The organism is Alsobacter soli (assembly GCF_003004785.1).
GTDB classification, from domain to species: domain Bacteria; phylum Pseudomonadota; class Alphaproteobacteria; order Rhizobiales; family Beijerinckiaceae; genus Alsobacter; species Alsobacter soli.
In genome coordinates this window covers 41,646-57,403 of the sequence record NZ_PVZS01000003.1, presented here as the reverse complement: position 1 = coordinate 57,403, position 15,758 = coordinate 41,646, and the positions used below count along the sequence as shown (strand labels likewise).

General features: G+C 69.5%; 20 protein-coding genes. 8 read left to right on the top strand and 12 right to left on the bottom strand.

Annotated elements, in window-relative coordinates; translation table 11 throughout:
* The first annotated feature begins 30 nt into the window (after window positions 1-30).
* Window positions 31-1,662, top strand: a complete 1,632-nt coding sequence (locus SLNSH_RS03280; protein ID WP_106335428.1) for a GMC family oxidoreductase — start codon at window positions 31-33, stop codon at window positions 1,660-1,662.
* A 15-nt stretch (window positions 1,663-1,677) separates the two neighbouring features.
* Here SLNSH_RS03280 and SLNSH_RS03275 read toward each other — a convergent pair whose 3' ends face one another.
* The 8 genes from SLNSH_RS03275 to SLNSH_RS03245 all read right to left on the bottom strand — a co-directional run bounded on the left by SLNSH_RS03275 (window position 1,678) and on the right by SLNSH_RS03245 (window position 8,717).
* The gene (locus SLNSH_RS03275; RefSeq protein ID WP_106335238.1) at window positions 1,678-2,490 is read right to left on the bottom strand and encodes a c-type cytochrome; all 813 of its coding nucleotides are present in this window, start codon (window positions 2,488-2,490) and stop codon (window positions 1,678-1,680) included.
* Complete coding sequence (locus SLNSH_RS03270) at window positions 2,487-4,109, bottom strand: b(o/a)3-type cytochrome-c oxidase subunit 1 (protein WP_106335237.1); 1,623 nt, start codon at window positions 4,107-4,109, stop codon at window positions 2,487-2,489. Before SLNSH_RS03270 ends, SLNSH_RS03275 begins: the two co-directional genes overlap by 4 nt.
* Window positions 4,099-4,662, bottom strand: a complete 564-nt coding sequence (locus tag SLNSH_RS03265; RefSeq protein WP_106335236.1) for a cupredoxin domain-containing protein — start codon at window positions 4,660-4,662, stop codon at window positions 4,099-4,101. The genes SLNSH_RS03270 and SLNSH_RS03265 overlap by 11 nt, the downstream gene beginning before the upstream one ends.
* A gap of 6 nt (window positions 4,663-4,668) precedes the next feature.
* Entirely contained in the window at window positions 4,669-4,839 is a 171-nt protein-coding gene (locus SLNSH_RS25125; RefSeq protein WP_196240207.1) for a hypothetical protein, read from the bottom strand.
* 4 nt (window positions 4,840-4,843) lie between these two features.
* Window positions 4,844-6,109 carry a c-type cytochrome gene (locus SLNSH_RS03260; RefSeq protein ID WP_106335235.1) on the bottom strand — a complete coding sequence of 422 codons (1,266 nt, stop codon included), beginning with the start codon at window positions 6,107-6,109 and terminating at the stop codon, window positions 4,844-4,846.
* The gene (locus tag SLNSH_RS03255) at window positions 6,106-6,777 is read right to left on the bottom strand and encodes a c-type cytochrome (protein ID WP_425352969.1); all 672 of its coding nucleotides are present in this window, start codon (window positions 6,775-6,777) and stop codon (window positions 6,106-6,108) included. Before SLNSH_RS03255 ends, SLNSH_RS03260 begins: the two co-directional genes overlap by 4 nt.
* Before the next feature lie 138 nt (window positions 6,778-6,915).
* Window positions 6,916-7,557, bottom strand: a complete 642-nt coding sequence (locus SLNSH_RS03250) for an SGNH/GDSL hydrolase family protein (protein WP_146140183.1) — start codon at window positions 7,555-7,557, stop codon at window positions 6,916-6,918.
* Window positions 7,558-7,595: 38 nt separating this feature from the next.
* Window positions 7,596-8,717: an OpgC family protein gene (locus tag SLNSH_RS03245; protein WP_158266658.1), complete on the bottom strand. Its 1,122-nt coding sequence runs from the start codon at window positions 8,715-8,717 to the stop codon at window positions 7,596-7,598.
* 204 nt (window positions 8,718-8,921) lie between these two features.
* Between SLNSH_RS03245 and SLNSH_RS03240 the strand changes: the two genes are divergently transcribed.
* Both SLNSH_RS03240 and SLNSH_RS03235 read left to right on the top strand, forming a co-directional pair.
* Complete coding sequence (locus SLNSH_RS03240) at window positions 8,922-9,686, top strand: SGNH/GDSL hydrolase family protein (protein WP_106335426.1); 765 nt, start codon at window positions 8,922-8,924, stop codon at window positions 9,684-9,686.
* 136 nt (window positions 9,687-9,822) lie between these two features.
* Window positions 9,823-10,557: a CDP-diacylglycerol diphosphatase gene (locus SLNSH_RS03235; protein ID WP_158266657.1), complete on the top strand. Its 735-nt coding sequence runs from the start codon at window positions 9,823-9,825 to the stop codon at window positions 10,555-10,557.
* Between the two features lie 39 nt (window positions 10,558-10,596).
* On the opposite strand, the gene SLNSH_RS03230 is transcribed toward SLNSH_RS03235, so the two are convergent.
* Window positions 10,597-10,932 (bottom strand): DUF1330 domain-containing protein, encoded by a 336-nt coding sequence (locus SLNSH_RS03230; RefSeq protein WP_106335231.1) that lies wholly within the window; start codon window positions 10,930-10,932, stop codon window positions 10,597-10,599.
* A gap of 252 nt (window positions 10,933-11,184) precedes the next feature.
* On the opposite strand from SLNSH_RS03230, the gene SLNSH_RS03225 reads away from it, so the two are divergent.
* Window positions 11,185-11,466 (top strand): PepSY domain-containing protein, encoded by a 282-nt coding sequence (locus SLNSH_RS03225; RefSeq protein ID WP_106335230.1) that lies wholly within the window; start codon window positions 11,185-11,187, stop codon window positions 11,464-11,466.
* 5 nt (window positions 11,467-11,471) lie between these two features.
* On the top strand, window positions 11,472-12,050 hold the full coding sequence (locus tag SLNSH_RS03220; protein WP_106335229.1) for a cytochrome b/b6 domain-containing protein: 579 nt from the start codon (window positions 11,472-11,474) through the stop codon (window positions 12,048-12,050).
* On the opposite strand, the gene SLNSH_RS03215 is transcribed toward SLNSH_RS03220, so the two are convergent.
* The 3 genes from SLNSH_RS03215 to SLNSH_RS03205 are packed head-to-tail and all read right to left on the bottom strand — an operon-like array spanning window position 12,045 to window position 14,391.
* The gene (locus SLNSH_RS03215; protein ID WP_106335228.1) at window positions 12,045-13,415 is read right to left on the bottom strand and encodes a sensor histidine kinase; all 1,371 of its coding nucleotides are present in this window, start codon (window positions 13,413-13,415) and stop codon (window positions 12,045-12,047) included. The genes SLNSH_RS03220 and SLNSH_RS03215 overlap by 6 nt on opposite strands.
* On the bottom strand, window positions 13,412-14,080 hold the full coding sequence (locus SLNSH_RS03210; protein WP_106335227.1) for a response regulator transcription factor: 669 nt from the start codon (window positions 14,078-14,080) through the stop codon (window positions 13,412-13,414). The genes SLNSH_RS03215 and SLNSH_RS03210 overlap by 4 nt, the downstream gene beginning before the upstream one ends.
* On the bottom strand, window positions 14,080-14,391 hold the full coding sequence (locus SLNSH_RS03205) for a PepSY domain-containing protein (protein WP_106335226.1): 312 nt from the start codon (window positions 14,389-14,391) through the stop codon (window positions 14,080-14,082). Before SLNSH_RS03205 ends, SLNSH_RS03210 begins: the two co-directional genes overlap by 1 nt.
* A 133-nt stretch (window positions 14,392-14,524) precedes the next feature.
* On the opposite strand from SLNSH_RS03205, the gene SLNSH_RS03200 reads away from it, so the two are divergent.
* The 3 genes from SLNSH_RS03200 (at window position 14,525) to SLNSH_RS03190 (ending at window position 15,744) form a co-directional block, all read left to right on the top strand.
* A complete protein-coding gene (locus tag SLNSH_RS03200; RefSeq protein ID WP_158266656.1) occupies window positions 14,525-14,800 on the top strand; it encodes a PepSY domain-containing protein in 276 nt (91 codons plus the stop codon).
* A 35-nt stretch (window positions 14,801-14,835) separates the two neighbouring features.
* Entirely contained in the window at window positions 14,836-15,312 is a 477-nt protein-coding gene (locus SLNSH_RS03195; protein WP_106335224.1) for a hypothetical protein, read from the top strand.
* A gap of 150 nt (window positions 15,313-15,462) precedes the next feature.
* On the top strand, window positions 15,463-15,744 hold the full coding sequence (locus SLNSH_RS03190; RefSeq protein WP_106335223.1) for a hypothetical protein: 282 nt from the start codon (window positions 15,463-15,465) through the stop codon (window positions 15,742-15,744).
* The last annotated feature ends 14 nt before the right edge of the window (window positions 15,745-15,758 follow it).

Below are 15,758 nucleotides of genomic sequence, written 5' to 3'. Positions count from 1 at the left end.
CGGGCGAACCGGGCGGCGCCGGACGACCCCATGCGCGCGCCGCGGGCCAGGAACGGCCGGGCGCCGGACGTGTTCCGGCTCGGCGCCTGGACGCCCATGCGGGAGTATCCTGAGTCCGAGCCGGTGGACTTCGCCATCGTGGGCACGGGCGCCGGGGGAGGGACCCTGGCCTGCCGCCTGGCCGAGGCGGGATTTTCCGTGGTGGCCTTCGATGCCGGGCCGTACTGGCGGCCCCTGGAGGACTTCGCCTCCGACGAGCAGGAACAGACCAAGCTGTTTTGGACCGACGAGCGGATCGTCGACGGCGAGAACCCGCTCCAGCTCGGGGCCAACAACTCCGGCAAGTCGGTCGGCGGCTCCACCGTGCACTTCGCCATGGTGTCGCTCCGGTTCCGGCCGGAGTGGTTCAAGTCCCGCACTCTGCTGGGCTATGGGGCCGACTGGCCGCTCGATTGGCGGGAGATGTGGGACTACTACACGGAAGTCGAGCAGGCGCTGAAGATCGCCGGCCCGGTCACCTATCCGTGGGGTCCGAAGCGGCCGCGCTATCCCTACCGGGAGCACGAGCTCAACGCCGCCGCCAAGGTGCTGGCGCGCGGCGCCGAGGCGCTCGGGATCTCCTGGGCGCCGACGCCGCTCGCCACGGTCTCGGCGCCGCGCGGCGCCTCGCCGCCCTGCGTCTATCGGGGCTTCTGCACGCTCGGCTGCTCCACCAACGCCAAGCAGAGCGTACTCGTCACCTGGCTGCCGCGGGCGCTGCGGGCCGGCGCGGAAGTCCGGGATCTCGCCATGGTGGGCCGCATCGAGACGGATGCGGCCGGGCTCGCCAGCGGCGTCCACTACCACCGCGAGGGCCAGTGGCGTTTCCAGAAGGCGCGCAACGTGGTCGTGGCGGGCTACGCCATCGAGACCCCGCGGCTGCTGCTGATGTCGGCGAACGAGCGCTATCCGGGCGGGCTCGCGAACTCGTCGGGCCTGGTCGGCCGCTACCTCACAGTCCAGGGCAACCAGGCCTGCTGGGGCGTCATGGACGAGGAGATCCGCTCCTACAAGGGGCCGCCCTCCCTGGCGATCACGGAGCACTGGAATTACGAGGACCGCGGCAAGGACTTCTTCGGCGGCTACAGCTACATGAGCCAGGGCCCGCTGCCGGTGCTCTGGGCCGGTGTCCAGGCGGGCGCGCGCGGCCTTTGGGGCGAGGCGCTCATGGACGAGATGCAGCGCTACAACCACAGCGTCGGCCTCAAGGTGGTCAGCGAGTACATGCCGCAGGAGCGCAACCGCGTGACCCTGGCCGACGAGAAGGACGCGCTGGGGCTCCCCATCGCCCGCGTCACCTACTCCTGGTGCGACAACGACAAGCGGGTGAACCGTCACGCGCTCGGCTTCATGCGCAAGGCGCTCGAAGCCGCGGGCGCCCGCGAGATCTGGGACCAGGAGGACGACACCTGCCATCTCAACGGCACGGCGCGCATGGGCGACGATCCCCGGACCAGCGTGGTCAACGGCGACTGCCGCTCCTGGGACATTCCCAACCTGTGGATCTGCGACGGGTCGGTGTTCCCGACCGTGGGCGGCGCGAACCCGTCCCTGACCATCCAGGCGATCGCGTGCCGAACCGCCGATCGCATCAGGGCGCTGGCTCGGCGCGGCGACTTGTAGGCGGCGCCAGCGTCGTCAGTTCGTATGGATCAGCGTCGGCGGCTGCGAGGCGTACCACTCGGCCGCCTGGTCGATTTCCTCGGGCGTCATGCGCCGGGCGATGTTGCGCATCTGCTGGCTGATGTCGTTGCGGCGCTCGCCCGAGGCGAAGGCCTGGAGCTGCGCCTTCACGTAGGCCGCCGGCTGGCCTTCCAGCCAGGGGCTGCCGGTCTTGTTGTCGAGCGCGCCGTGGCAGGAGCCGCAAGGCGCCACGCCCCGCATCGGCGCGCCGTTGATCACGATCTTCGGGGCAGGCTGGCTCTGCTGCGGATGGTAGCCGGGCAGGCGCGGCAGGTAGGCGTAATAGGCCGCGAGGTCCTGCATGTCGCGCTCGCTCAGGTTCGCCGCGAAGGGCGACATGATGGCGTTCACGCGGGCGCCGTTCTTGAAGTCAGCCAGCTGCTTGTAGATGGACGCCGCGTACTGCCCGGCGAGGTTCGGGGAGTCGGCCCGGCTCACCCCGGTGGGGCCATGGCAGATGGCGCATTGCTGCGCGAGCGTCGCCCCGCGCCCGATGGCGTCTGGCGCCGGGGTGGCCGGCAGGGCCGAGGTGATCACGACCTTGGTCAGCTTCGGGTCGGGCTGGACAGGCGCCTGGGCGGAGGATGTCCGCACCACGCCCGCCGCGCTGCAGATCGCGTCCCAGAGGCCAGAGACCTTGAGCTCCGGCTGGGCGTAAGGCAGCACGATGAAGCCGCCGAGGGCTGTAAGGACGAAAATTCCGGCCGTGATGCCGACGGCCCGACGGAACCATGGGTCCCTTGGAGACAGGACGTTGTCGTCGCTCATGGGTTGGCTCCCACGTAGACGGCCGGCACGGAGGTGTCGCTGCGCAGCGCCAACTGGGCGATGGGGAAGCCATAGTTGGTGACCGTGAGGCCGACCATCAGGGCAATCCAGAGCGCGTAGCTGTTGAGCGCCGGCACGGCCACCGGCGGATGCAGGGCGGCCGAGAAGCGATAAAGCCCGGCTTCTTCTCGCGGCGCGCGCTGGGCGCGCAGGAGAATGACGATGAAGAGCAGGCCGGACGCCAGAAGGATGAATCCGCCGATGGCCGACAGCATCACCGAGACCGCCTGCGGCGCCACCGCCGGGTCCGTGTAGTCGTAATAGGCCATGCGCCGCGGCATGCCGAGGATGCCGACCCAGTGCCAGGGGAAGGTGGTCACAATCATGCCGACGAACCACAGCCACAGCTGCAGGCGCATGAGTCCGAGATCGCGCATCGCCCGGCCAGTCAGGTGGGGCCATAGGTCGTAGGCGATCGCGAAATACATGATCACGATCGCGCCCCCGAAGATCAGGTGGAAGTGGCCGGTGATCCACTGGGTGTTGTGAATGGTCGTGTCGAGTTGGTAGCTCATGTTGATGAGCCCGCCGGCGCCGCCGAAGCCGAGCATCACGAAGGAAAAGGCGACCGCCAGCATGATCGGGTTGGACCAGGGCAGCGCCCGGATCCAGCCGAGCGGCCCGCGTCCACCCCGCATGCGGGCGGCGATCTCCACCGAGGCGCAGATCGTGAAAACGGTCAGCAGGGTCGGCAGAGCGACGAGGGCCGTGAAAGCCGAGTGGATGAACTTGAAGCCGGCGCCGACCTGCGGGTCGGCGAAAGTGTGGTGCATGCCGATCGGCATGGCGACGACCAGGAACAGGATGAACGAGATCCGGGCCATGGTGTCGCTGTAGACCTTCCCGCCGATCGCCCGCGGGACGATCGTGTAGTAGGCGATGTAGGTCGGCATCAGCCAGAAATACACGATGGCGTGCAGCGTCCAGGAGAAGAAGACGCGCGACAGGCCGGCGTCGATCGTCGACTTGAGCCCGAAGGCGACCGGCAGGATCTGCAGCAGCAGCTCGAGCGCGGCGCCCACGGCCGTCCAGCCCCAGAGATACGAGCCGGCCACATTGGCGAACATGGGCAGCGGCACGGGCGCGCCCGGGTTGGCCTTCTTCCAGGCGTGCAGGTTGACCGACATGAGGGCCACCCAGATCCAGGAGCCCACGACCACGAGCACGACGCCCAGGTAGTAGAAGGGGCTGCCGATCAGCGGCGGGTAGAACGTATAGAGCACCGATGCGCGGCCGAGCGCGACCGGGATCATGGCCATCACGGCGCCGACCACGATCAGCCAGAAACCGGCCCAGGCCCATTTGCGCCCGATGAGGGGCTGGTTCAGCGACACCTCGCTGATGGCGTAGCCGAAGCCCATGGCCACCAGCGTCGGAAAGACGTAGCCCATCACCGTGCCGTGGGCCGTCAGCGAGCGGTAGTACCACTCGGGATTGCTGATCCAGGTGTGCAGGGGGCTGCGGATGAACATCTGCCAGGCCCCGAGCACGAGGGCGAGGCCGAACACCGTGAAGGCCAGCCAGAAATGGGCGAGCACCAGCCTCCTGCTATTCAACACAGGTGACCCTCCGGTTCTTGCTGCTCATGGTGAGGAACTCGGTCCGGTCCACGACCTTGACCTTGGCCCACATGCCCTCATGCCCCACGCCGCAGAACTCCTGGCACGGCATCAGGTGCTCGCCGGGCTGCTTGAAGCGGGCCGGGATCTCGGAGACGTAGCCCGGCACCAGCATGGTGTTGATGTTGGTGCCCTGGATCAGGAAGCCGTGCACCACGTCCGGGCTCGTGGCGCGGAACACGACGGGCGTGTCGGCCGGGACCACCATGCACTGGGGGGTGAAACTGTATTGCTGGCCCACCGCCCGCACCGTCACGGAGCCGTCCGGCTCGGCCGCGCTGCCCAGGTTGGCTTCCGTGAATTCGCCCGAGAGGTGGATGATCTGCGGCTGGATCGTCTCGACCCGGCCCTGGGGCATGGTGGCCTGGTGAATTCCCGCGAAGGCGGCGGCGCCCGCGAGCACGACGATGATGGCGATCGAGAGGGTCGCCCAGCGCCGCTCCACCCGCTCGGCGACCCGGGCCTCCTCGACGTCATGGTCCTGGGTGGTCATGGACGGTCACCCCCGGGGCAGGAACACGAACAGGTAGAAGGCGAACCAGCAGGCCACCACGATGGCTGTCGCGATGGCGGCGAGCGTCACGGCGCCGTGGGGGCCGGCGCGCACGATGGCGCCGATCTCGCGGTCGTCGGCCTCGTCTCGGTCGCGGAGGGGAGGCGAGTTCAGCATGGCGTCAGTCCAGCGGGGCGGATCGGAGCTGGTTGGCTTCGGCGGCAGCAACCGCGGCGCCGCGGTTGCCCCAGGACGTGCGGATATAGGTCACCACCGCCGCGACCTCGTTGTCCGACAACGTCTGCGCGAAAGGCGGCATGCCGTAGGGCCGCGGATTGCCGGCCGTGCCTGGCGGGTAGCCGCCGTTCAGCACCATGCGGATCGGGTTCACGGCGGAGGACATCTGGATCGACTGGTTGCCCGCCAGAGGCGGGTAGTGTGGCGGCTTGCCCTGGCCCTGGGCGCCGTGGCATGCGGCGCAGTGCTGGTCGTAGACGGTCTTGCCAAGCGATAGCAGCAGGCTGCTTTCCGCGCGCGGCACGGTGGACGTCGCGGGGCTGGGAGGCTCCTGGCCAAGGCTCTTCAGGTAGACCGCCATGGCCCGCGTGTCCTCGGGCGTCAGGTATTGCAGGCTGTTGTAGGTGACCTCGGCCATGGGGCCGTAGACCGCGCCCCGGCGCGACACCCCGGTGCGCAGCAGGTCCGAGATCTCCTCGATGGTCCAGTCGCCCACGCCGGCCTCGCGGTTGGAGGTGAGCGAGGGCGCGTACCAGTTCTGCATGGGGATGAGGCCGCCCTGGAAGGCCTGGGACTCGCTGTTGCCGCCCAGCGCGTTGATGGGCGTGTGGCACATGCCGCAGTGGCCGAGTCCCTCGACCAGGTAGGCGCCGCGATTCCACTCGGCCGACTGGTTCGGGTCCGGCTTGAACTCGCCCTCCCGGAAGAACAGCGTGCGCCAGCCCAGGATCAGCTGGCGGTTGTTGTAGGGGAACTTGAGGTCATGCGGTCGGTTGGGCTGCCGCACCGGCGGCACCGACATCAGGAAGGCGTAGATGGCGTCGCTGTCGGCCCGGGTCACCTTGGTGTAGGAGCCGAAGGGCATCGCCGGGTAGAGCAGCCCGCCATCCGGCGAGCGGCCCGTGTGCATCATCCCGTAGAACTGGTCGGCGGTCCATTTGCCGATCCCGGTCTCCGGGTCGGGCGTGATGTTGGACGTGAACAGCGTTCCGAAGGGCGTGGGCATGTGCCGCCCGCCCGCGAAGGTCCGGCCCTCCGGCGCCGTGTGGCAGGCGATGCAGTCGCCGGCGCGGGCGAGGTACTCGCCCTTGGCGATCAGGTCGCCGTTGGATTTCGGCGCCGCGCCGTTCTGGGCCAGCGCGGCTCCAGGAAGAAGCGCGAGGGCGAGCGCGGCTGCGGCGCGCAGGGAGGGGATCAGCTTGCGCGTCATTGCGGCTGGCTCCCACAGGCGAAGGGCAGCGCATAGGTTCCTTTCGGAACGGAGCGGCGGTTCTCCGGGGCCGGCCTCGACGACAGCCAGGCCGTGATGGCGGTGACGTCCGCCTCCGTCAGGTGGCCGGCGACGATCTGCATGCAGTCGGGCGCGAGCGCCGTGCGCGTGCCGTAGCGCCAGGCCCCGAGCTGGGCGCTGATGTAGTTCGGGCGCAGGCCCAGCAGGCCCGGGATGCCGGGCTCCATCCCGGTCAGGCTGGGCCCGTGGCAGCTGACGCAGGCCGGGATGTTGCGCGCCGCGTCGCCCTGCGTCACCAGCGTCTTGCCGAGGTTGAGCACATCTTCCCCGACCGCCGGCGTGGCGGGAGGCGGAAGCGGCGGATTCAGGCTGGCGAAATACTCCGCCATCTCCTTGAGGTAGTCGGGCGGCAGGAACTCCAGGAGGTAGTTCATCGGCGGGTAATGCCGGCGGCCGTTCCGGAAGGCGATGACCTGGTTAGCCAGGTATCCTGCGGGCTTGCCGGCGAGCCGCGGAAAGTAGGGATCGCGCGTCCCTTCGCCCTGGGCCCCGTGGCAGGGCGCGCAGGCCAGGACGCGTTCGGCCATGGTGTCAGGCGGAGCTTCGGGGGACTGGGCGCGCGCCGCGGTGAAGACCGGGACCAGGATGGCGGCGAGGACCGCAACGTCGCGGATGTGGTGCAAGGCCCCCCTCCGGCTTCGTAGCAATGCCTGCCAACGTCACCGTCGCTGGGAAAGTTCCTTCGCGCCCGCAGGCCGGGTCCGGTCCGTTGCGATGCCCATGGGCTAGCGCGTGACGGCCTTCACGATGGCTTCCGCCACCAGCTCGGCCATGCACACCCGGCGCGATCCGGCGTCGGCGGGCTCCTCCTTCAGCTTCTGGCGCTGGAAGTCGAGGAACTGCATCGCCGCGTAGCGCTGCACGAGGTTCAGGCGCGCGCGATCGGAGACCTCGCGGATCTTGCCCACGATGCGCCAGTAGATCTGCTCGTGGGGTACGCGCGGCACGAAGGGCGGATCGATGAGCACCAGGTCGACGTTGCGCTCCTTCAGCCACTTCGCAGCATCGAACAGGGTGCGGCCGAACGCTTCCGCGTCCGACAGCGCGATGGCGTCCGCCCCGCCCACCTGCCAGAGCACGAGGTCGGGCTCAAATCGCGCCACCGCGGAGCGGATGTTGCCGAAATCCGCTTCGGCCAGTCCGGATTGAGGCGTCTCGTCCAGGAATTCGAATTCCGTCTGCGGCAGCCTCGTCGACAACTCCTGATGGAGGCGCACACGCCGCTTCTCGGGCGGCGAGGGCCCCCCGATCTCCGGGCCGAGCACCAGGACGCGGACCGGGCGGGCCCGGTCGACCAGGCGCTCGGTGCGCTTCAGGTCCGCCGACATGGACAGGTAGACGTCAGGGACCCGGCACCGAGGGGACACCTCGGCGCTCGAGGGCGCGGTCCAGAGCAGGCCCAGGATCAGCGCTGCGGCTGAGCCAAGCCCGGCACGACGCGCGCGCTTGCGCCAGAGCGGTTCCATTCCAATGCCCATGCCAGTCCGATCTGCAGGACGAGCCCGCCCACGATGATGGCCACATCCACCCGGACGTCGCCGTCCCCGGCTATTCTCAGCATCTGCCCACAGATCGCCAAGATGGTGCCGACGCAGAAAACGGGGAGCGAGTGGCGGCCGAGCCAGCCGAGCGGCGCCGTCCATGGGGTGCGCCTGAGCCAGGTTTCGACGGGGAGCGACGACGCCACGACGGTAAGAGAGAGCACGTGGAGGAAGCGCGGCAGCGAAAGCAGGTGCTTGTCGTCGTCCCACAGGAAGCGCGGAAGGCCGAACACGCCGTCCGGATAGATTTCCAGCTGCCTCCACACGAGGCCGAACAGCAGGTAGGCGACGCTCAGCGGCAGAACCGCGCGCGGCAGCCGCAGCGGGCGCTTGTCGATGACGGCCGCGCCCATGCAGAGGCCCGTGGTGAACAGCAACTGCCAGGCGAAGGGGTTGAAGAACCAGGCTTGCCCCATGCCGGGATAGCTCGGCGGCGTGAACCCCGCCTGGGCCGCGCCGTAGATCGCAGCCGAGACGGCGAGGGCCGCCCAGCGATTGAGCGCCACGAGGGCCATCAGCGCCGGGGCCATCAACAGCAGCACGACGTAGAGCGGAAGGATGTTGAGGTAGGACGGCTGCAGGCCAAGGGCGGCGATGCCCACCATGCTCTCGATGGGCGCAGCGACGACCGCGTCGAAATTCATGGCCTCGAGCACCCGCGGATCCTGCAGGGCGAGCGAAGCCCAGGCCACCAGCGCCCCGCAGATGGCGATCACGGCGAGGTGCGCGGTATAGATTTGAACCGCGCGGGAGACCATGCGGAAGGTCTGCCGGGCGACGTCGCCATCGCGGAACGGACGCAGGTAGGCGAGGGCGGCCGCGAAGCCGGCGAGCAGCACGAAGATTTCTGCGGAATCGGACAGGCCGAAGTTCTTGTGCGTGAACCGCTCGAACAACGTCCCGGGGACGTGGTTGATGAAAATGGTCGCCAGCGCCAAGCCGCGGCACGCGTCGACGATCAGGAGACGTTCGGGGCGTCCCGTCATGAGTACAATCCAGTTTGTGCGTCGGTGTCGCGGGCCGGGCCTTGGCCGACTCGAAGAGAGCGCCGCGAAGGCGCCCTTCTGAAGGCAAGAACGATTGGTCGCAACCTTGGGTTCATCACGTAGTGGACCTAGTCGCGATGTTTTGTTCAGGTTGGGTTCAGGCCCGGGCCTCCAACCTGGGGCCGAAAACGTTGGAAACGCCCGATGTCGAGAGTTCTGACAACAGCATTGTGCCTTGCGCTCCTGGGCGCTGCGCCCGCATTCGCGGCTCCGTTCCAATGCGGCGCCTCGTCCGCCGTGCTGCATGATCGCTTGCCTGTCCTGCGGGAGCAGGTGCAGGCGGACCATTCCGCCGCGATCCTGGCGATCGGCTCATCGTCCACGCAGGGCGTGGGTGCGTCCTCTCCGGCCTCCAGCTATCCCTCGGTGCTCCAGCAGGCTCTCACCAGCGCAATGCCAGGGGTGGCGGTGGAGGTCGTCAACGCCGGCGTCGGCGGCGAGACGGCGGACACGACGCTGGCGCGGCTGCGCCAGGCGCTCGCCAGCCGCCACTACGGTCTCGTGATCTGGCAGGTGGGGACCAACGACGCCGTCGCTGGCGTCGACCTCGGCGCCTTCGAGCGCCGGTTGCGCGCCGGGATCAACGTGGTGCGCAGGGCCAAGGCAGACCTGATCCTGGTCGACCAGCAGTTCACGCCGAAGCTCGGCGACGAGGCTCGCTATGAATCCTTCGTGGACGCGGTTCGGAGGGTCGCGAAGTCCAGCAGGGCGCCGGTCTTCCAGCGGTTCGAGATGATGCGCGGCTGGGCGAAGGCCGGACAGGACCAGCTCCTGCAGGCTCTCGCAGACGATCGCTTCCACATGAACGATGTCGGCTACCGCTGCCTGGCCCACGGGCTGGCGGAACAGATCAGGTCAGCCCTGGAATCCGGCCCGGTCGCCTTTGCGCCGACTTCGCGGTCCATGTGAACGGGGTCAGGCTCCGTTCCCGTGGGCCGTCACCGTGAGGACGATCATGTCGGCGCGCGGGCCCGCCCTTGGCCAATCGTCTTATGCGTCGGGCAAGCCCCGGGGATCCGCAACCGGCCTACGGCGAGCCGCGGCGTTGCGCGGCGCCGCGCTGGCGGCGATCGGCGCGGCTGCGGTCGCGGCCCTGTGCCTGGGGTCCCCCGCGCAGGCGCAATCGCGCCAGGCCCTGTGGACGGTCGTGCGGGCCTGCGCGCTCGCCCAGGCGACCTTCGGCGTCGCTCTGCCGTGCCGCAGCATCGAGACGGCGGCGGGGGTGAGCGTCGCCGTCGTCGATCCGCCCCTGCCTCAGGCTCATACCTTGGTGGTCCCGACCGATCGCGTGATCGGGGTCGAGGCAGAACCGCTGGCCGGCGCCGCCGGAGCGAACTACGCCGCCCTGGCGTGGCGCACCGCCCTGGGCGCCTCGTCGGGGCGTTGGGACGGGGCCGGCATGGTGGTGAATTCGGCCCGTGTGCGAAGCCAGGACCAATTGCACGTGCATGTTGATTGTCTCAGCCCGCGCGGCCGAGGCGTCGTCGCCCGGCTTCTTCCTGCGGCCCAGACGCGATGGCGGCGCATCGGTCGTGACTGGTTCCTGGCGACGGACGCCAGCGCGGGCGGGTTCAATCCCTTTGCGTTGATCCGCCAAATTCCTGGCGAACCGGCTCCGGCGACCGTCAACGTCGCGGTGCTCGGCGTGATGACCCAGGCGGGGGCGCCGGGCTACCTGGTCCTGGCGAACACGGGCAGACAGTCTTACGAGAACCTGCTGCAGACCTCGTGCGGCGCCCCGAGCGTCGCCAAGACCTCGGGCGCCGTCCTGACCCGCTGAGCCCTTCGGACGGCCCGAACCCTTCCCGCCACCTCCGAACTAAGCTGCCCTTGGAGGCGAAAGGACATCCGTGGCCTTGTGCTCGGGGTCGACGCCTTCGACCAGCAGGACCTCGCCGACGGCGTTCTCCGTGCGGCAGGCCAGGATGGCCTGGTAGGCGGGAGAGGCGTACCAGGCGCGGGCCGACGCCATGTCGGGGAAGGCGATCACGATCAGGTCGCCACGCCAGTCACCCTCGAGCACCTCGGGCCGGCCGCCATGGATCAGGAACGATCCGCCGAACGGCGCCAAGGTGGCGTCGATCCCTTCCAGATACTGCACTATGCCCGGGCCCATGTTCACGTGGCGCAGGTGGCCGACGGCGTAAGCGGTCATGACGGTCTCCCTCGTTGACGCCGGCACTATGCCGAGGCGCGGAGGGCGGAGCGATTACCCGGGAGGTAAGGAGGCGTCGTGCTCGCTTGGTGGCGAGGGGCTTGGCCGGGCGCATGGATTTTGTCTGCGCGAGCCATCCGGAACCTGACAACTCGCTGACATCGCTCATCAGCCCGCTAACAGGCCCTGTCCGCCAGTCTGCGGTTCGTCGGCCCCGCGACCCGCGGAGCCCGAACAAAGAGAGAGACAGACATGCGCAAGATCATCCCGCTCGCCGTCGCCGTCGCCGCCGGGGCCGTCTCGTCCATCCCCGCCGCCCAGGCCAGCAGCCTCGGGCGCCCCTGCACGTCCGCACCGGAAAACCAGTGGCTCAGCCTGGACGCGCTCAAGGCCAAGGTGGAAGGCCAGGGCTACAAGGTGCAGAAGGCGAAGCTGAAGGCTGCCTGTGGCGAGGTTTATGCGCTCGACGCCAAGGGCGCGCGCGTCGAGCTCTTCCTCGACCCGACCTCGGGCGCGATCGTGGCCCAGGACTGACCCGCATGGCCGCGATTGGCGAAGCGGCCCAGGCCGGCGGCGTGAAGCCGCCCGCCACGGCCACGCCGAAGGTGGTCCAGGTCTGGGACCCCTTCGTGCGCGTCTTCCACTGGAGCCTGGTCGGACTTTTCGCGCTCGCCTTCGTCACCGGGGACGAGATCGAAGGGGTCCATGTGGCGGCCGGATATGCGGTCGCCGGCCTTGTCGGGCTTCGCGTGCTTTGGGGTGTCGTCGGATCCCGTCACGCCCGCTTCGGCGATTTCGTGCGCAGCCCCGCGTCGGTTCTCGCCTATTGCCGAGCGGTGGCCGCCGGAAAGGCCCCCCGTTTCCTGGGCCACAACCCGGCAGGCGGCGCGATGATCGTCGCGCTCCTGACGATGCTGGCGGGGATCTCCGCCACCGGGTTCATGATGACCACGGACAGCTTCTGGGGCTCCGAGTGGGTTGAGGATCTCCACGCAGCGCTCGTCTACGCGACCTTGGGTCTTATCGGCCTCCATGTCAGCGGCGTCGTGCTCTCCGGGCTCGCCCATCGCGAGAACCTCGTGAAGGCCATGATCACCGGGCGCAAGCGCGCCTTATGAGCCGAGTTGGGCCGTTGGCTCCGGGAAGCGGATTTCGGCGTTCAGGCCGCCCAGGTCTGAGCGCCGCAACGCGAGCTCGGCGCCATAGGCCTGCGCCAGGTCCTCCACGATGGAGAGGCCCAGCCCCGAACCGGGCTGTCGCTGGTCGAGCCTCGCGCCACGCATCAGCGCGGCCTCGGCCTGCGGTGGCGGGATCCCCGGGCCGTCATCCTCGACGCGGAGCAGCACCGGTCCGCCGTCCGACCTTGCGGTGATCCGCACGCGGCTGGCGGCCCACTTGCCGGCGTTCTCGGCCAGGTTGCCGAGCATTTCGGCGAGATCCTGCCCGTCGACGCAGACCGACAGGTCTCCGGCGTCGACCGTCCACATGAGCTGTCGTCCGGTCGGCGTCCGCCGCAGAACCGAGACAACGCGCTCGATGACGGGCGCAAGCGCCTGCGGCTTGCCGGATCCCGCATGGGCGCCGGCCCGGGCGCGGGCGAGCTCGCGCTCCACATGGCCGCGCAGCCCTTCCGTGACATCCGCGATCTCCTGCGCCAGGGCTGTCTCGCCGCGGGCCCGCAGTTCTTCAGCATCCGCCGCGAGCACCGTGAGGGGCGTCCTGAAGCCATGGGCGAGGTCGGCGGCGCGTCCGCGGGCGCGGTTCAGCGCCGCTTCCTGGGCGTCGAGAAGATGATCGACCTCGGCCGCGAGCGGACGCACCTCGTCCGGAAAATCCGAGCCCAGGCGACGCCCGGCTCCGGTCCGCACGGCGTTCAGGCGGCTCCGGACGGCGTCGAGGGGTCGCAGGCCCACCGCCACCTGGATCCAGCCGCCGAGCACCAGGGCCGCCGCCAGGAGGGCCAGGGAGGGCGCGAGGTCGGAGGCGAAGGACCGGCCGGCCGCGTGGATCTCCGAACGGTCCAGGGCGACCGCCGCGCGCACGCGTCCGCCTCCGAGGCGCGCCGGCAGCGCCACGGAGCGCTCGACCACAAGGAGGGACTGGCCGCCTGGTCCGGGGATGACGTGCTCGTGGACCTGGCTATCCTCCAGGCTGTCCTTGGGCAAATCCAGGACCGCGTCCCAGAGCGAGCGGGAACGCAGAACGGGGCCCGGCGGGTCCGGCGCGATCTGCCAATAGCGGCCGCTGAGCGGCTCGTTGTAGCGCGGATCCAGGGGCGGCGCGCTGACCTCGATGGCGCCGGCCTCGGTTCGTCCCACGCTGCTCACCAGAGTGCGCAGATCGGCCGCGAGCTCCAGGGCGATGCGCCGCTCCACGTGACGCTCGAACAGGAGCAGGAGGCCAAGGCCGGCGACCGTCAGCGCCAGCAGGACCGAAGCGGCTCCAGCCGCGAGGAGGCGGAGCTTGAGCGAGCCCCGCGTCACGGCGCCGTCTGCTCCGGCACCGAATAGCCGAAGCCGCGGCGCGTCTCGATCAGCTCGACGCCCAGCTTGCGGCGAAGCCGTCCCATGAGGACCTCGACGGCGTTCGGCTCGCGGTCATGGTCGTGGGCGTAGAGGTGCTCCATGAGCTCGCCCGACGACACCACGCGCCCTGCGTGGTGCATCAGGTAGCTGAGGCAGCGATATTCGAGGGGCGAGAGGTCGACGGGCTCGTCCTTCACCCAGACGCGCATCTGGCGGCTGTCCAGCGTGACCGGGCCGGCCGTCATGACGGACGAGGAGCGGCCCGCGGCCCTCCGCAGCAGCGCGCGCACCCGGGCGAGCAGCTCCTCCATGGCGAAGGGCTTGCACAGGTAATCGTCGGCCCCGGCGTCGATGCCCTCGACCCGCTCGGCCCAGGCGCCGCGCGCAGTAAGGATGAGCACGGGCAGGGCGCGTCCCGCCGCGCGCCATTTCTTGAGCACGGCGAGTCCGTCCATCTTGGGCAGTCCGAGGTCCAGGACGACGAGGTCGTAGTCCTCGACGTCGCCTCGGAACCAGGCGTCCTCGCCGTCGGAGGTCGCGTCCACGGCGTAGCCGGCCCGTTCGAGGACCGTGCTCACCTTGCCGGCGATGCGGGCGTCGTCCTCGGCCAGCAGGATGCGCATCAGCGGCCCTCCCGCTTCAGGATCTCGGCCGTGGCGGCGTCGACGTAGACCTCTTCGATCTGGCCGCCTTCTCCGACGACCTTGAACTCGTAGACCCAGCGTCCATGCTTGCGCTCGAAGGACACCCCCACGAGTTCCCCGCCCAGCTGCGCCCTGATCCGCCCAAGGAGTTCGACCAAAGGCAGGGCCTCGCCGCGCTCGACGGCTTTGCGCGCGTCCTCCTGCTCGCGCGCGCGATCCGCGTGCGCGGGCGCGAGGGCGCCGGCGGCGACGCCGAGCGCGAGCGCGAGTCGGGCGAGTGCGTGAAGCATGGCGCCACTGTAGTCCGCCAGGACCTGTCAAGACGCTGACATGGCTCAACAGCGGGCCAACAGGCCCCCCGCGCTAGGGTCTCGCCCATCGGCCCGGACCTTTCGGATCCGGAGCCCATTCGGGAGAACCACCATGCGCACGATCCTCATCGCAGCCCTCGCCACCCTCGCGGCCGGCGCCTCCACAACGACCATCGCCGGCGAGCGCACGGTCTCCGGCGAAAACTTCCCTGCGTCCAGCGCTCGCGCGGAGATCCGCAAGTCGCTGGAAGAGCTCGGCTACCGCGTCAGCCATGTGGAAGACGAGCACGGCCGGCTGGAACTGCGCGCCGTCAACGACACGGGGCTGCCGATCAAGCTGACCTACGATCCGGCGACCGGCGAGATGCTCCGCGCGGCCCTTCGCTGAGGCCGGCCCGCCCTCGAAAAGAAAGGAGCCCTGCCATGTCCGCGCGAACTCTGGTGCTGACCGCAACCTTGGCCGTCGCGCTGTCGGCCCCCGCTCTGTCCACGGCGTTCTCGCAGCATTCACATGCCGGCGGCGACGTCGCGCTCCAGTCCATGAGCCTGGACCAGGGCCGGAAATGGCCAACCGACGCTGCGCTGAGAGGCGGGATGTCGGACATCCGCGCGTCGATGTCCGACGCGCTCCCCCGTATTCACGCGGGGCGGTTCGGCGGCGGCGACTACGCCGCCCTCGCCGACGCGGTCCAGGGGCGCATCGACTTCATCGTGGCGAACTGCAAGCTGCCCGAGGAGGCCGATTCTCAATTGCACCTGGCGCTGACCCACATGCTCGACGGGGTCGCGGCCATGAAGTCCGCCGACAACCGCGAACAGGGAGCCCTCGCCGTCGTGAATGCCCTGGACGCATATGGCGCGCATTTCGACCACCCCGGTTGGAAGGCGCTGGCGGATTGATGCTGCGTACAGCGCGGGCGGGTCCTTCCGCACGGAGCGCGAGCCCCGCTGCGGATTGGGCCCGCCATTTTGGCCGAAGGGCTCTCCCTGACGGAACCGCCGCATTCCGGCGTCGATTGAGCGCCGACAGGGTCAATCGGAGGACCGTCCATGAGATTCGCCCTTCTGCTTGGATGCGGCGTCGCGGCCATCGCCTCGGCGCAGGCGGCGTCGGCCATGCCGTGGCCCGGGCTGGCCAACCCCATCGCCATCGAGCCTGTTCGCACCGTCTGCGACCAATGGGGCCGCTGCTGGGAGCAGCCGGACTACGGCTACCGGCCAAGATACGGCTACGACGATCCCTATGGCGAGGGCGGCTATCGCCGACCGCCGACCAAGTGGGAACGCAAGGGCTTTTGCCCGCCCGGGCAGGCCAAGAAGGGCAACTGCTGAAGCCGGAAGGCCCG

What these genes read in the sequence shown, in the direction of transcription:
- SLNSH_RS03280 (WP_106335428.1), top strand. Translation starts at nt 31, where the DNA reads ATGCGCGCGCCGCGGGCCAGGAACGGCCGGGCGCCGGACGTGTTCCGG.
- SLNSH_RS03275 (WP_106335238.1), bottom strand. Translation starts at nt 2,490, where the DNA reads ATGAGCGACGACAACGTCCTGTCTCCAAGGGACCCATGGTTCCGTCGG.
- SLNSH_RS03265 (WP_106335236.1), bottom strand. Translation starts at nt 4,662, where the DNA reads ATGACCACCCAGGACCATGACGTCGAGGAGGCCCGGGTCGCCGAGCGG.
- SLNSH_RS25125 (WP_196240207.1), bottom strand. Translation starts at nt 4,839, where the DNA reads ATGCTGAACTCGCCTCCCCTCCGCGACCGAGACGAGGCCGACGACCGC.
- SLNSH_RS03260 (WP_106335235.1), bottom strand. Translation starts at nt 6,109, where the DNA reads ATGACGCGCAAGCTGATCCCCTCCCTGCGCGCCGCAGCCGCGCTCGCC.
- SLNSH_RS03245 (WP_158266658.1), bottom strand. Translation starts at nt 8,717, where the DNA reads ATGACGGGACGCCCCGAACGTCTCCTGATCGTCGACGCGTGCCGCGGC.
- SLNSH_RS03240 (WP_106335426.1), top strand. Translation starts at nt 8,922, where the DNA reads ATGTCGAGAGTTCTGACAACAGCATTGTGCCTTGCGCTCCTGGGCGCT.
- SLNSH_RS03230 (WP_106335231.1), bottom strand. Translation starts at nt 10,932, where the DNA reads ATGACCGCTTACGCCGTCGGCCACCTGCGCCACGTGAACATGGGCCCG.
- SLNSH_RS03225 (WP_106335230.1), top strand. Translation starts at nt 11,185, where the DNA reads ATGCGCAAGATCATCCCGCTCGCCGTCGCCGTCGCCGCCGGGGCCGTC.
- SLNSH_RS03220 (WP_106335229.1), top strand. Translation starts at nt 11,472, where the DNA reads ATGGCCGCGATTGGCGAAGCGGCCCAGGCCGGCGGCGTGAAGCCGCCC.
- SLNSH_RS03210 (WP_106335227.1), bottom strand. Translation starts at nt 14,080, where the DNA reads ATGCGCATCCTGCTGGCCGAGGACGACGCCCGCATCGCCGGCAAGGTG.
- SLNSH_RS03205 (WP_106335226.1), bottom strand. Translation starts at nt 14,391, where the DNA reads ATGCTTCACGCACTCGCCCGACTCGCGCTCGCGCTCGGCGTCGCCGCC.
- SLNSH_RS03200 (WP_158266656.1), top strand. Translation starts at nt 14,525, where the DNA reads ATGCGCACGATCCTCATCGCAGCCCTCGCCACCCTCGCGGCCGGCGCC.
- SLNSH_RS03195 (WP_106335224.1), top strand. Translation starts at nt 14,836, where the DNA reads ATGTCCGCGCGAACTCTGGTGCTGACCGCAACCTTGGCCGTCGCGCTG.
- SLNSH_RS03190 (WP_106335223.1), top strand. Translation starts at nt 15,463, where the DNA reads ATGAGATTCGCCCTTCTGCTTGGATGCGGCGTCGCGGCCATCGCCTCG.